This is a genomic window from Geodermatophilus poikilotrophus, from assembly GCF_900111455.1.
Classification (GTDB): Bacteria; Actinomycetota; Actinomycetes; order Mycobacteriales; family Geodermatophilaceae; genus Geodermatophilus; species Geodermatophilus poikilotrophus.
In genome coordinates this window covers 263,813-276,332 of record NZ_FOIE01000008.1, presented here as the reverse complement: position 1 = coordinate 276,332, position 12,520 = coordinate 263,813, and the positions used below count along the sequence as shown (strand labels likewise).

The 12,520-nt window shown below is 75.3% G+C and carries 15 protein-coding genes; 9 read left to right on the top strand and 6 right to left on the bottom strand.

All coding sequences use genetic code 11. The features are described 5' to 3' along the window. The first annotated feature begins 93 nt into the window (after nucleotides 1-93). A complete protein-coding gene (locus BMW27_RS18905; protein ID WP_091446819.1) occupies nucleotides 94-1,338 on the top strand; it encodes a sensor histidine kinase in 1,245 nt (414 codons plus the stop codon). Next, on the top strand, nucleotides 1,335-2,015 hold the full coding sequence (locus BMW27_RS18900) for a response regulator transcription factor (protein WP_091446817.1): 681 nt from the start codon (nucleotides 1,335-1,337) through the stop codon (nucleotides 2,013-2,015). The genes BMW27_RS18905 and BMW27_RS18900 overlap by 4 nt, the downstream gene beginning before the upstream one ends. Before the next feature lie 198 nt (nucleotides 2,016-2,213). On the opposite strand, the gene BMW27_RS18895 is transcribed toward BMW27_RS18900, so the two are convergent. Both BMW27_RS18895 and BMW27_RS18890 read right to left on the bottom strand, forming a co-directional pair. Continuing rightward, nucleotides 2,214-2,423, bottom strand: coding sequence for a DUF3072 domain-containing protein (locus BMW27_RS18895; protein WP_012950573.1), 210 nt, complete (start codon nucleotides 2,421-2,423; stop codon nucleotides 2,214-2,216). A gap of 10 nt (nucleotides 2,424-2,433) precedes the next feature. After that, a complete protein-coding gene (locus BMW27_RS18890) occupies nucleotides 2,434-2,640 on the bottom strand; it encodes a hypothetical protein (protein ID WP_012950572.1) in 207 nt (68 codons plus the stop codon). Nucleotides 2,641-2,721: 81 nt separating this feature from the next. Between BMW27_RS18890 and BMW27_RS18885 the strand changes: the two genes are divergently transcribed. Continuing rightward, the gene (locus BMW27_RS18885; RefSeq protein ID WP_091446814.1) at nucleotides 2,722-3,720 is read left to right on the top strand and encodes a helix-turn-helix domain-containing protein; all 999 of its coding nucleotides are present in this window, start codon (nucleotides 2,722-2,724) and stop codon (nucleotides 3,718-3,720) included. A gap of 121 nt (nucleotides 3,721-3,841) precedes the next feature. Here the strand turns inward: BMW27_RS18885 and BMW27_RS18880 are convergent, their stop codons facing one another. The 3 genes from BMW27_RS18880 to BMW27_RS18870 form a co-directional block, all read right to left on the bottom strand. Next, nucleotides 3,842-4,690, bottom strand: coding sequence for a class I SAM-dependent methyltransferase (locus BMW27_RS18880; protein WP_091446810.1), 849 nt, complete (start codon nucleotides 4,688-4,690; stop codon nucleotides 3,842-3,844). A gap of 4 nt (nucleotides 4,691-4,694) precedes the next feature. Further along, nucleotides 4,695-6,878: a bifunctional MFS transporter/dTMP kinase gene (locus tag BMW27_RS18875; protein ID WP_091446806.1), complete on the bottom strand. Its 2,184-nt coding sequence runs from the start codon at nucleotides 6,876-6,878 to the stop codon at nucleotides 4,695-4,697. A 95-nt stretch (nucleotides 6,879-6,973) separates the two neighbouring features. Next, nucleotides 6,974-7,774, bottom strand: coding sequence for a DUF3109 family protein (locus BMW27_RS18870; RefSeq protein WP_091446801.1), 801 nt, complete (start codon nucleotides 7,772-7,774; stop codon nucleotides 6,974-6,976). An 86-nt stretch (nucleotides 7,775-7,860) separates the two neighbouring features. Between BMW27_RS18870 and BMW27_RS18865 the strand changes: the two genes are divergently transcribed. Beyond that, entirely contained in the window at nucleotides 7,861-8,808 is a 948-nt protein-coding gene (locus BMW27_RS18865) for a Ppx/GppA family phosphatase (RefSeq protein ID WP_091446798.1), read from the top strand. Beyond that, complete coding sequence (locus BMW27_RS18860) at nucleotides 8,805-9,623, top strand: hypothetical protein (RefSeq protein ID WP_091446791.1); 819 nt, start codon at nucleotides 8,805-8,807, stop codon at nucleotides 9,621-9,623. Before BMW27_RS18865 ends, BMW27_RS18860 begins: the two co-directional genes overlap by 4 nt. Nucleotides 9,624-9,659: 36 nt before the next feature. Here BMW27_RS18860 and BMW27_RS18855 read toward each other — a convergent pair whose 3' ends face one another. Beyond that, nucleotides 9,660-10,229: a type 1 glutamine amidotransferase domain-containing protein gene (locus tag BMW27_RS18855; RefSeq protein ID WP_091446788.1), complete on the bottom strand. Its 570-nt coding sequence runs from the start codon at nucleotides 10,227-10,229 to the stop codon at nucleotides 9,660-9,662. Between the two features lie 60 nt (nucleotides 10,230-10,289). On the opposite strand from BMW27_RS18855, the gene BMW27_RS18850 reads away from it, so the two are divergent. The 4 genes from BMW27_RS18850 (at nucleotide 10,290) to BMW27_RS18835 (ending at nucleotide 12,515) form a co-directional block, all read left to right on the top strand. Beyond that, a complete protein-coding gene (locus BMW27_RS18850; protein ID WP_091446785.1) occupies nucleotides 10,290-10,643 on the top strand; it encodes a hypothetical protein in 354 nt (117 codons plus the stop codon). Beyond that, nucleotides 10,640-11,470 carry a pyrroline-5-carboxylate reductase gene (proC, locus tag BMW27_RS18845; protein ID WP_091447133.1) on the top strand — a complete coding sequence of 277 codons (831 nt, stop codon included), beginning with the start codon at nucleotides 10,640-10,642 and terminating at the stop codon, nucleotides 11,468-11,470. The genes BMW27_RS18850 and proC overlap by 4 nt, the downstream gene beginning before the upstream one ends. A gap of 257 nt (nucleotides 11,471-11,727) precedes the next feature. After that, nucleotides 11,728-12,069, top strand: coding sequence for a helix-turn-helix domain-containing protein (locus BMW27_RS24145; protein WP_245743705.1), 342 nt, complete (start codon nucleotides 11,728-11,730; stop codon nucleotides 12,067-12,069). A 347-nt stretch (nucleotides 12,070-12,416) separates the two neighbouring features. Next, entirely contained in the window at nucleotides 12,417-12,515 is a 99-nt protein-coding gene (locus BMW27_RS18835) for a 30S ribosomal protein bS22 (protein ID WP_012854759.1), read from the top strand. Nucleotides 12,516-12,520: the final 5 nt, after the last annotated feature.

Genomic DNA, 12,520 nt, shown 5'->3' with positions numbered 1-12,520 from the left:
GGGAGGCACCGGGACGTGAACAGTGACGGTCCGGGGTGTCGCCGTCACCCGGACGGGGGGTGTCCGTCGCGGAGCGCGGCCTAGCATCGGCGCGTGAGCTCGTCGGTCGCCCTGCTGGTCGGCGGCGTCGTCGGTCTGGTCGTCGGCGTCCTGGTCGCCACGCTGCTGCGGCGTCCGCGCCGTCCCGACCTCGAGCGGTCCGCGCCGTCCGACGGAGCGGCCCCCGAGGCGGTCCTGTCCCGGCGGCTGCTCGACCTGATCGACCCCGCGGTCGTCCTGGTCGACCGGGGCGACGTCGTCCTCCTGGCCAACCCGGCGGCGCGCTCCCTGGGCATCGTCCGCGACACCCGCCTGCTGGTCCCCGAGCTGCTGGAGCTGGCCCGCGCGGTGCGGGACGGCGGCCGGCGGCGCGCGGAGGTGTCGTTGCCCGGCTCGGTCGTGGGCGGGGGGCCGCGGCAGGTCGGCGTCCTGGGTGTCCGGCTGGAGCGGGGATCGGGCCCGGCGGCGGGACCGGTGGCGCTGGTGCTGCAGGACGTGACCGAGGCCCGCCGGGTGGAGGCGGTCCGCCGGGACTTCGTCGCCAACGTCGGCCACGAGCTGAAGACCCCGGTGGGCGCGCTGTCGCTGCTCGCCGAGGCGGTCGAGGACGCCGCCGACGACCCGGAGACGGTGCGCCGCTTCGCCACCCGGATGACCCACGAGGCCGACCGGCTGGCCCGCCTGGTCCGCGAGCTCATCGACCTATCCCGGCTCCAGGGTGGCGAGCCGCTGCCGGAGCTGGTGCCGGTCGAGGTCGACACGGTCATCGCCGAGGCCGTCGACCGCACCAAGCTGGCCGCCGCGGCCAAGCAGATCGCGATCGTCACCGGCGGCGAGGGCGGGCTGGTCGTGCGCGGTGTGGAGTACCAGCTGGCCACCGCCGTCACCAACCTGCTGGCCAACGCCGTCGCCTACAGCCCCGAGCACACCCGGATCGCCGTCGGCGCCCGGGCCCGGGCCGGCTTCGTGGAGATCACCGTGACCGACAACGGCATCGGCATCCCGCGGGAGGACCGCTCACGGGTGTTCGAGCGCTTCTACCGGGTCGACCAGTCCCGGGCCAGCCGCACCGGCGGCACCGGCCTCGGGCTGGCCATCGTCAAGCACGTGGCCACCAACCACGGCGGCTCGGTGAGCGTGTGGAGCGAGGAGGGCCTCGGCTCCACCTTCACCCTGCGGATCCCGCTGGCCGCCGGCGCGGACACCCCCGCCACCTCCGGACCCGCCGGCGACGCGCCGGCCGAGCACGACCTCGCCGGCGGTCCGCCCGCCGCTGACGCCCCGAAGGGACGGTCATGACCCGAGTGCTGGTCGTGGAGGACGAGGAGTCCTTCTCCGACGCGCTGTCGTACATGCTGCGGAAGGAGGGGTTCGACCCCGTCGTGGCCACCAACGGGCCGGGGGCGCTCGCCGAGTTCGACCGGGGTGGCGCCGACGTCGTCCTCCTCGACCTCATGCTCCCGGGGCTGCCCGGCACCGAGGTCTGCCGTCAGCTGCGCTCCCGCAGCAGCGTGCCGATCATCATGCTGACCGCCAAGGACGCCGAGGTCGACAAGGTCGTGGGCCTGGAGCTCGGTGCCGACGACTACGTGACCAAGCCGTACTCGGCCCGCGAGCTGGTCGCCCGCATCCGCGCGGTGCTGCGCCGCCGCGGCGACGTGGAGGCGCCGGTGGAGTCGGCGCTGGAGGCCGGCCCGGTGCGCATGGACGTGGAGCGGCACGTCGTCTCGGTGGACGGCGAGCCGGTGGCGCTGCCGCTGAAGGAATTCGACCTGCTCGAGCTGCTGCTGCGCAACGCCGGGCGGGTGCTCACCCGGGTCCAGCTGATCGACCGGGTGTGGGGCTCGGACTACGTGGGCGACACCAAGACCCTCGACGTCCACGTCAAGCGGCTGCGCGCCAAGATCGAGCCGGACCCGGCCAACCCCAAGTACCTGGTGACCGTGCGCGGCCTGGGCTACAAGCTCGAGGCCTGACACACCGTCGGCCCACCGGCCGACACCGCGGCCAGGTGCCGTTCCCCAGCTGGGCGGAGCCCCACCGCCGCCTCGTCGCGGACCCCTCCGGGGCCCGCTCCTCGACGGCACCTCGCGGAGCGGCGCTCGTCGGCATCCGCGGCCACGTGCCGTTCCCCGGCGTGCGTCGGGTGGCTCGCGCAGGCGGGCCGACCGGGGCTACTGGCCCCGGCCGGTCTCGTCCTGCAGCTCGTCGATCTTGCGCGAGGCGTCGGCCTTGGTGATGTCGTCCGGCACCTCCTCGCCGGCCTCGCGGGCCAGCGTGTGCAGGTAGCTCTTCTGCGCGCCGGTGGCGGGCTCGTCACCGGTCACCCAGTCCGAGGGGTCCTTCTCAGCGCTGCGGTCGTCGTTGGCAGTCGGTTCGCTCATGTGTTCGAGTCTAGGCCGGGGTGAGCTCCGGCGCAGGTCGAGCGGCGGCCGGACGGCGGGCGGACTCCCACCGGCGGCCGGTGCGGTAGACGTGCACGCCGCCGCAGGGGCACTCGACGTGCAGCGCGATGTGGGTCGGGTGGTTGACCACCGAGCGGATGCGCCGCTCGGCGACCAACTCGTCCGTGTTCGTCACGGGGCAGGTGATCAGCAACATGGGACGAGCGTGCTCCCGGGAGGCTCACGCGACGAGTGGCAGGTGTGACGCTGATCGCAGCTTTCCTGCCATACTGCCTGCATGGCCGGAACCGAGCGCCCACTGGTCGTGAGCGTCGTCGTCGCCGACGGTCTGGTCGGCAGCTTCGGGCTCGGCGTGTGCGCCGAGGTCTTCGGCTACGACCGCCGGCACATGGGGTTGCCGCGCTTCGACTTCGCGCTGGTCAGCGAGGCGCCGGGGGTGCTGCGCACCGACACCGGCATCCCGATCACGGTGGAACACGGCCTGGACCGGCTGGCCCGCTCGGACATCGTCTCGATCACGGCCTGGGAGCTGTTCGACCGCGTGCCGTCGCCCGCGCTGCTCGACGCCCTCCAGGAGGCGTACGCCCGCGGCGCCACGATCATCAGCCACTGCACCGGCGCCTTCGTGCTCGCCGAGGCCGGGCTGCTCGACGGCAAGCGCGTCACCACCCACTGGAAGTGGGCCGGGGAGCTGGCCGCCCGGTTCCCCGCCGTCGACGTCGACCCCTCGGTGCTCTACGTGGACAACGGCCGGGTCATCACCGGCGCCGGGACGGCGGCCGGCGTCGACACCCTGCTCCACCTCGTGCGCCGCGAGTGGGGCGCGGCGGCCGCCAACGCGCTGGCGCGCGAGATGGTGGTGCCGCCGCACCGCGACGGCGGGCAGGCGCAGTTCATCGACGCCCCGGTCGCCGAGGTCGAGGACGACCTGCTCGGCGCGGTCCTGGAGTGGGCGCAGGGCAACCTCGCCGACGACATCAGCGTCGAGGTGCTCGCCCGCCGCGCGCTGATGAGCCCGCGCACCTTCGCCCGCCGGTTCAAGGCCACCACGGGGACGACGCCGCACGCCTGGCTGCTGGCCCAGCGGCTGGCCGCGGCCGAGGCGCTGCTGGAGGGCAGCGACGCCCCGGTCGAGGAGATCGCCCGGCTCGTCGGCTTCGGCACCGCCGCGGGCTTCCGCGAGCAGTTCACCCGCCGCCGGGGCGTCTCCCCGCGGGCCTACCGGCAGACCTTCCGCCGCGCGCTCGTCGCGGCGGACGACGACCGGGCCGCATGATCGAGGACCCCCTGCCCCCCACCGTTCGAGGACCCCGTCCTCCTCACCCCTCGCACGCTCGGGGCGAGCCTCGGGACGGGGCCTGCGGCGGGACCCTGCGGAGGGCCGACAGGACCCGGGATCAGGGGCCCGGGATGGGCCGGGCGACGCCGACCAGCGAGTCCAACCGCCCGGCGTTGGCCGGGGCCAGCGGGTTGCGAACCACGCGGGTCAGCGCCAGCCCCGCCCGAGCCAGCAGCAGCGCGTGGGTGCGCGGGGTGAAGTGCCAGATGTGCTCGGTCGGCTTGAGCGTCCACCAGCGGGTGCCGAGCAGCCGTGCCGGGAGCGAGGAGACGTAGGGCGTCGAGAACAGGACGACGCCGTCGTCGGCGACCTGCGTGCGCACGGTCCGCCAGAACGACAGCGGGTCGGGTACGTGCTCGACCGTGTCCCAGGCGCAGACGACGTCGAAGCCGGGGATCAGCGGCGCCTCCTCGAGCTGACCGCAGAACACGTCGAGCCCGAGGGTGTCCTGGGCGTGCTTGGCCCCGGTGCGGGAGAGCTCGACGCCGGACGTCGTCCACCCCGCCTCCCGGGCCGCGGCCAGGAACAGGCCGTAGCCCGCGCCGACCTCCAGCAGCCGCCCGCCCGCCGCCGCGCCGCCCCGCTCGCGGTCGACCAGGGCGAGCCGGCCCGCCGTCCAGGTGCGCTGCAGCAGCATCGCGGGGGAGAGGCGCGCCTCGGCCGAGGGCGCCTCCGCGCCGGTGGAGACGGCTGAGCCGTACACGCCGCCCTCGAAGTAGCCGGCGTCGTCGTAGATCCGCTGCAGCGCCTCGGGGCGCAGCCGCGGGCTGGTGAAGACCAGCTGGCACTGCGGGCAGCGGACGACCCCGAACGGGGCGACGTCGTGCACCAGCGTGCCGGGCACCCGGCACAGGCAGCAGACGACGTCCTCGGTGTCCTCGGCCGTCCAGCCGGTGAGCTCGTCCACCGGGTCAGCCTACGGAGCGACCTGCCCGTTCCGCGGCAGCGGTGGAGGTGGCGTCCGGCGCCGCCGGCTCCGCGGGGACCGCGGGGTCCTCGGCGGGGGCCGGGTAGCGCGTGGCCACCAGGGTGGCCAGCCGGCGGCGGACGACGGGGGAGACCATCCCGTCCCCGCCGTCGGCGTCCAGCAGCTCCCCGGGGACGACGACGTAGCGGTCGGGCGCGGCCTCGGCCTGGGCGAGGAAGGCGCGGCGCACCGCCTGCGCGTCCGCGTCCGCGGGGGCGGAGGTGACGGGGGAGTCGACGACCACGGTGAGGTCCGGCAGCAACCCGCGGGTGGCCCACAGCGACGTCCGGAAGATGCGGTCGGCGTCCAGCCCCTGGCCGGCGCCGTGGAAGGCGATCGAGGTGTCCACGTAGTGCGTGTTGACCACCACCCGCCTGCGCTCGAGGGCCGGGCGGATCACCGCCGCGACGTGCTGCGCGCGGTCGGCGGCCGCCAGCAGCGCGGCGGTGTGCGCGCCGATCGGGCTCCCGGTGTCGTCGACGGCCGGCGCCGGCTGCGGGGAGCCGGTGCCCGAGCCGGGCGGGGGCGGGAAGAGCAGGCCGCGCACCTGCCGGCCCAGCTCGGTGTCGCTGGGCTCGGAGGTGACCTCGACCGGGCAACCGCAGTCGCGCAGCACCTGCGCCAGGTCCGCGGCGTAGCGGCGGGTGAGCTCGCGGTCGGCCCCCTCGACGACGACGAACAGCCCCACGCCGCTGGAGGCGGCCGAGAACAGGTCCGAGCGGCCCCACAGCAGCCGCAGCACGTCGCGGAACCGGGTGCGCGAGCGCGGCGGCACCACCTGGCGGGTGGCGTAGGCGCTCACCACGAGGGCGACCACCCCACCCACCAGCAGCGTCAGGCCGGGACCGGTCAGGGTGAGCACCAGGTCGCCCAGGCGGACGTCGTGGGTGCCGAGCAGCCCCGCCAGGCCCGGGCCGACCGCCACCGCCAGGAGCAGGACGATGCGCACCGAGGAGATGACGAAGGCGAAGACGCGGCCGCGCAGCCGGTCCTCCACCTCGAAGCCGATCAGCGTGTAGCCGATGATCCAGCTGACGCCGGCGAACAGGCCCACGCAGAACGCCGCCGCGGTGGCCAGCACGAAGTCCCGCAGCAGGGACATCACCAGCAGGGCCACCCCGGCCAGGCCGATGGCGTGCGTGAACACGCTGCGCCGCGGCACCGTGGGCAGGATCCGGGGCCCGGCCAGCATGCCGATGGCCAGGCCGGTGAAGACCACGCCGAACACGACCGAGTAGCCGGCCGCGCCGGCGCGCAGCGTGGCCACGTACAGCTGGGCGACCCCGACGGTGAGGCCGCCGGCGCCGAACGCGCCGATGACGCCCACGTAGAGGGCGCGCATCAACGGCTGCCCGCGCAGGAAGGCCACGCCCTCCACGACCAGCGACAGCACGTTGCGCTGCCCGCCGTCCCGGTCGACCGGCGTGCCCGGGATGAGCCGGCGGGAGAGGAACACGGTGGCCGCGCTCAGGCCGAAGCTGCCGGCGTTGAAGACCAGGGCGACGACGATCGCCGTCCGGGCCTCGCTCTCGTCGCCCTCGCCGATCAGCCGGCTGACCGTCGACAGCAGCGCGAACACCAGGGCGGCGACGGGGACGGCGCCGTACACGGAGAACAGCGAGACCTGGTTGGCCACGGCGAGCCGCTCGCGGGGCACGATCGACACCCACATCGCCTGCTTGGCCGGGTTGGTGAACAACCCGACCGCCTCGACGAGGAACTGGGCGACGTAGAGCCAGGTCAGCTCGTAGGTGACCGCGATGGACAGGTACAGCGCGAGCGCCAGCAGTTCGCCGACGACGACCGTCGTCCGCCGGTCCAGCCGGTCGGCCAGCGCCCCGGCCAGCGGGCCCAGCACCAGGTCGGGCAGCAGCCGGGTGAGGATGACGCCGGAGATCGCGGCGCCCTGCACCGCGAGGGACTCCTCCCGGGTGAGCTGCTGGGCCATGGCCGTGGTGGCCAGCAGGCCCAGCCAGTCGCCGAGGCTGGAGACGGTGATCGCCGCCCACAGCCGGCGGAAGACCGGGATGCGGACCAGCGCGAGGAAGGCGTTGTCGGGGCGCGCGGTCCCGGCCGTGGTGCGCTCCCCGGCCGGGGGAGGGCCCGGCGTCGCGCGCTCCTCGTCCACTGGTCCCGCCGTCCGCTCGTCGTCGGTCAGTCGGGGAGAGGGTAGTGGCGCAGCGTGGCCGCCCGGTGCTGTCGGAACCCCGATCGGGTGGACGTTCAGGGACGCCGGCGGTGCAGCGTCACCGGCACGGGTGTCGGGCTGGCCGGGTGCGGGGCGACCAGACCCCGGTCCAGGCGCTCCTCGGTCAGCCGCCGCAGCTCCGCGTAGGCCGCCGTCCCCAGCAGGGCGGTGAGCTCCCCGGCGTAGGTGACCACCAACGGCTCGGCGGAGACGTGCGCCGTCGGGGAGCCGGTGCACCACCAGTGCAGGTCGTGCCCGCCGGGGCCCCAGCCGCGGCGGTCGAACTCACCGATGCTCGACACCAGCACCGTCGTGCCGTCGGGCCGCTCGACCTGCTCCTGCTCGCGGCGCACCGGCAGCTGCCAGCAGACGTCGGGTTTGGTGAGCAGCGGGTGCAGCCCCTCGCGCAGCGCCATCCGGTGCAGCGCGCAGCCGGTGCCGCCGGGGAAGCCGGGCCGGTTGAGGAAGACGCAGGCGCCGTCGACCAGGCGGGTGCGCAGCGAGCGCACGCCGCCCTCCTCGTCGGCGTCGTCCTCCTCCGTCCAGGCGCCGCGGCCCACGGGGGCCAGCTGCCAGTCCTCGTCGGTGAGGTCGGCGACGGCCGCGGTGACGCGGGCCAGGTCGTCCCCGTCGGCGAAGAAGGCGCCGTGGCTGCAGCAGCCGTCGTCCGGGCGGCCCTCGACGACGCCGGCGCAGCCTCGGCCGAAGACGCAGGTCCAGGCGGACGACAGCCAGGTCAGGTCGGCGCGGACGACGTGGTGCGGATCGGCCGGGTCGGGGAACTCGACCCACTCCCGGGCGAAGTCCAGCGGTACCTCGGGCGGGGCGTCGTGCACCCGTCCAGCGTAGAGAAGGGACCCCTCCCCTCACGCCTCGCTCCGCTCGGTGCGAGCCTCCGGAGGGGGCCAGGCAGACTGACCGCATGAGGCTCGGGGTGCTGGACGTCGGCTCGAACACCGTGCACCTGCTGGTGGTCGAGGCCCATCGGGGCGGCCACCCGACGCCGCAGCACGACGACCGGTGGCTGCTGCGCCTGGCCGAGCACGTCGGCGACGACGACGTCCTGTCCAAGGACGGCGAGAAGGCGCTCCTCCGGGCGGTGCGCAAGGCCTGCGAGCAGGCCGAGAAGCAGGGCTGCGACGAGGTGCTGGCCCTGGTGACCTCGGCGATCCGCGAGGCCCGCAACGGCATGGAGGTGCTGGACCGGGTGCGGGAGAAGACCGGCGTGGAGCTGCAGGTGACCAGCGGCGAGGAGGAGGCGCGGCTGACCTTCCTCGCCGTCCGCCGGTGGTTCGGGTGGAGCGCCGGCCGGCTGCTGGTGCTCGACATCGGCGGCGGGTCGCTGGAGCTGGCCAGCGGGCTGGACGAGGACCCCGACGCCGCGCTGTCCCTCCCGCTGGGCGCCGGCCGGATGACCCGCCGCTTCCTCCCCGAGGCGCGCACCGGCGGGCGCCCCGACCTGCGGGCGCTCGCCGAGCTCGACGAGCACGCCGCCGACCTGCTCAAGCCCGCGGCGAAGAAACTGCTGGCCGGCGGGCCGCCGGACCTGGTGGCGGCGACGTCGAAGACGTTCCGGACGCTGGCCCGGCTGACCGGCGCGGCGCCCTACTCCGCCGGGCTGCGCGCGCCGCGCCAGCTGACCCTCGACGGGCTCGGACAGTTGCTGGGGTTCGTCGCCCGCATCGAGTCCTCCGCGCTGGCCGAGCTGCAGGGCGTGTCACCCGACCGCGCCCACCAGATCCCCGGGGGTGCCGTCGTGGCGCGGGCCGCGATGCGGGCGCTGGACGTACCGTCCGTGCGGATCTGCCCGTGGGCGCTGCGGGAGGGCGTCATCCTCCGGCGACTGGACTCGTTGGAGGACGAGAGATGAGCACTCCCCCCGGCAGCCGCGGCGAGGGGCGCCGCGACCCGGAGACCGGCGGCCGTCCGCTGGCCGACATCCTGCGGGAGGCCGGGGTCGAGTCACCGACCCGCGGACGGCGCCGGCGGGGGGACGAACTCGAGGACACCGGCGTCCGCCAGCGCGGCACGGGGGACACCGGGCGGGTGGCCGACCGGTCGGAGTTCGGACGGCGGGCCAGCGACCGGGCCGGGGACGGCGCCTCCGTCCCACCCCGGCCCGACCGGCGGGTCGGACGCCGGCAGCCGGAGCCCTCCACCGCGGCCATCCCCGGCCTGCGGCCCTCGCGCAAGCCCGGTGTCCCGGGCGCGACCGCGGCCGGGGCCGCGCCGGACGGGGCCGTGCGGGAGGACCGGTCGCGGGAGGACCGGTCGGGGGAGGACCGGTCGCGGGAGCGGGCGCCCCGCGAGCGGGTGACCGCCGCTCCCGGGCCGCGGACCGGCCCGATCCCCGTCGTCCGGGCCGACGACCCGCCGCTGCTGGAGGACGAGGACCTCGCCCCCCGCGAGGGCGCGGTGGCCTGGCTGCGCTTCGGCGGCGAGCTGGTGCTCGCGCTGGCCGCCGGCGTCGGCATCTACTTCCTGTTCACCGTGCTCTGGCAGCAGCTGCCCTACCTGGCCGTCCTCCTGGCCCCGGTCGCGGTGGCCGGGCTGGTCGGCGGGGTCGGCGTGTGGCGGCAGCGTCAGGACCGGGAGCCGGTCGGCGCGCGGCTGGTGGCGGTCCTGGTCTTCGCCGGGACCCTGCTCACCATCGCGCCGGCCGCCGGCCTCCTCGCCACCGGGTGAGGCTCGCGGCGGGACCCTGCGGCGAGGCCGCTGCCCCTAGCCCTCGCCGGCGTCCTCGTCCTGGTCGGCCGCGGCGAACTGCTCGACGATGGCGGCGGTGAACGCGTCGAGGTCGTCGGGGTTGCGGCTGGTCACCAGGTTGCCGTCGACGACCACCTCCTCGTCCACCCACGTCGCACCGGCGTTGCGCAGGTCGGTCTGCAGCGAGGGCCAGGAGGTCATCCTCCGCCCGCGGACGACGCCCGCCTCGGCGAGCACCCACCCGGCGTGGCAGATCGCCGCCACCGGCTTGCCCGCGTCGAAGAACGCCTTCACGAAGGCCACGGCGTCGGCGTCGGCGCGGACGAAGTCGCCGTTGATGACGCCGCCGGGCAGCACCAGCGCGCCGTAGTCGTCGGGGTCGGACGAGCTGACGACCGCGTCCACCTTCTTGGTGTCGCCCTTGTCGATGTGCTCGTAGGCGGTGATCTCACCGGCCTCGAGCGACACGAGCTCCGGCTGGGCGCCGGCCTCCTCGAGCGCCTGCCACGGCCGATCGAGCTCCACCTGCTCCACGCCGTCGGTCGCGAGGACGGCCACCCTCAACCCGTCGAGTTCGTCAGCCATGCGGCGGCGGCTACCCCGCCCCCGAGGAGCACACACGCCCCGAGCACTAGGTTCGGCCCCGTGCGTGCGCAGATCACAGTTGCCGTGCGCCACCTGGTCGACGTCCTCCCCGGCGCCGGTCCGCGGGTCGCCGACCCGGTCCGTGCCGCCGGTGCCGGCCCGGACGGCGACCCGGCCGCGGTGGACCCCGGGGTCGCCGAGGTCGGCCCGGTGCCCGTGGTGGTCCGCGCGGCCGAACCTGCCGCCGGCGAGCGCGCCGCCCGGAACGAACGAGTCCTCGACAGCTGGGAGCACGTCATGCCGTGGCAGGGCCGCAGCGAGCAGCAGTGCCGGCCGGTCGCCGGCGGGTACCGGGTGATCGGGCGCTCGGGTGCCGGGGTCCCCGAGGCGTGCCGTGCGGGGGGCCGGTCGTGAGCGCCGGGGGGACCGGCCGCTCGGGGCTGGCGATCATCGGCGGCGGCAAGATCGGGGAGGCCCTGCTCTCCGGCCTCGTCCGCCGCGGCGGGGCCGACGGGATCGTCGTCTGCGAGCGGCACCCGGAGCGGGCCGCCGAGCTGACCGCGCGCTACGGCGTCCCGGTGCTGGGGCTGGCCGAGGCCGCCGCCCGGGCTCGGGTGCTGCTGCTCGCGGTCAAGCCGCAGGACATCGGCACCCTGCTGGAGCTGCTGGCGGGCTCGGTGGACACCGGTCACCTGGTGGTGTCGGTCGCCGCCGGCGTCCCGACGGCGACCATCGAGGCCGCCCTGCCCCCAGGCGTCCCCGTCGTCCGGGTCATGCCCAACACGCCGGCACTGGTCGACGAGGGGATGAGCGTGCTCTCCGCCGGAGCGCACGCCGACGAGGGGCACCTGGACGAGGCCGAGACGCTGCTGGCCGCGGTCGGGCGGGTGCGGCGGGTGCCGGAGGCCCAGCAGGACGCCGTGACGGCGCTGTCGGGCAGCGGACCGGCCTACTTCTTCTACCTGGTCGAGGCGATGGTCGACGCCGGCATCCTGCTCGGCCTGCCGCGCGACCTGGCCGTGGACCTCATCGTGCAGACCGCGCTCGGCTCGGCGGTCATGCTGCGTGACTCCGGCGAGCACCCGGTGCAGCTGCGGGAGGCCGTCACCAGCCCCGGCGGGACGACGATCGCCGCCATCCGGGAGCTGGAGCGGCACAGCGTGCGCGCCGCGCTGATCGCGGCCATCGAGGCGGCGCACGCACGCTCGGTGGAGCTGGGGCGGGCCGCGCGCGACCGGTGACCGTAACGCGATGGAGCGTCGATGTGTCGACGATCCGTGACCGGTTCGGGACGTGTCGTCGACGACGCGCCCGGGCACATGTCGATACGGCTACATAGGTGTACTTCTGCCCAGGACGGACCGTTCCCCCTGTCCGTTTCTTCCATCGCTTCTGTCACGCATGTCCCCCTACTCTCTGTGTCAGCACATGCGGGCTCCGTAGTCGGTGGGGAAGCCGACGCCCGGCGCGTGCTAGGTCCGGAGATGAAGAGATGACCATGCCCCAGCGCACCGTTCCCGCCGCCGCCTACGCCCGCCCCGGCGTCCCCGGCCCGCGTCCCGTCGGCCGGCCGATCCAGGCCGCCACCATGGCCCGCCCGATCCCGCCGCAGCACCCCGCCGCCATGCCCGTCGGCCGCCCGCCGGTCCCGGCCCCCCGCGCCGCCGTCACCTTCCTGACGGTCGCCGAGGTCGCGAGCATGATGCGCGTCTCGAAGATGACCGTGTACCGCCTCGTGCACGCCGGCGAGCTCGCCGCCGTCCGCGTCGGCCGCTCCTTCCGCGTCCCGGAGCGCGCCGTGCAGGACTACCTGCGCGACGCCTACACCGACATCGCCTGAGAGAGGACCCCGTCCTCCCCACCCCTCGCAGGCCGGCCTGACCCGGAGGCCCAGCCCGAGCTCGCGAGGGCTGAGAGGGGCGAGGTCCTCCACCTGCAGGAGGGCCGTGACTGCCGCTCCCGGCGGAGGCCGACTGCACCACCCCACCCCTCGTGGTGGGTCCGGATCGCCGGCAGGCCCACGCGGCAGCGTCGCCGCGGGGCCGCCGGGTACGCTCGGGCGCCGAGCGACGACGGGACCCATCCGGTCCGGGTCGTCGCACACGAGCTGATCACCTCGCGCGGTGCCCGGTACGACCTCCCGGTCGGCGGTGGCCGCCGCGCCGCAACGACGTCGGGAGCACGCACATGGGTTCGGTCATCAAGAAGCGCCGCAAGCGGATGGCGAAGAAGAAGCACCGCAAGCTGCTGAAGAAGACCCGCGTCCAGCGCCGCAACAAGAAGTGAGCTGA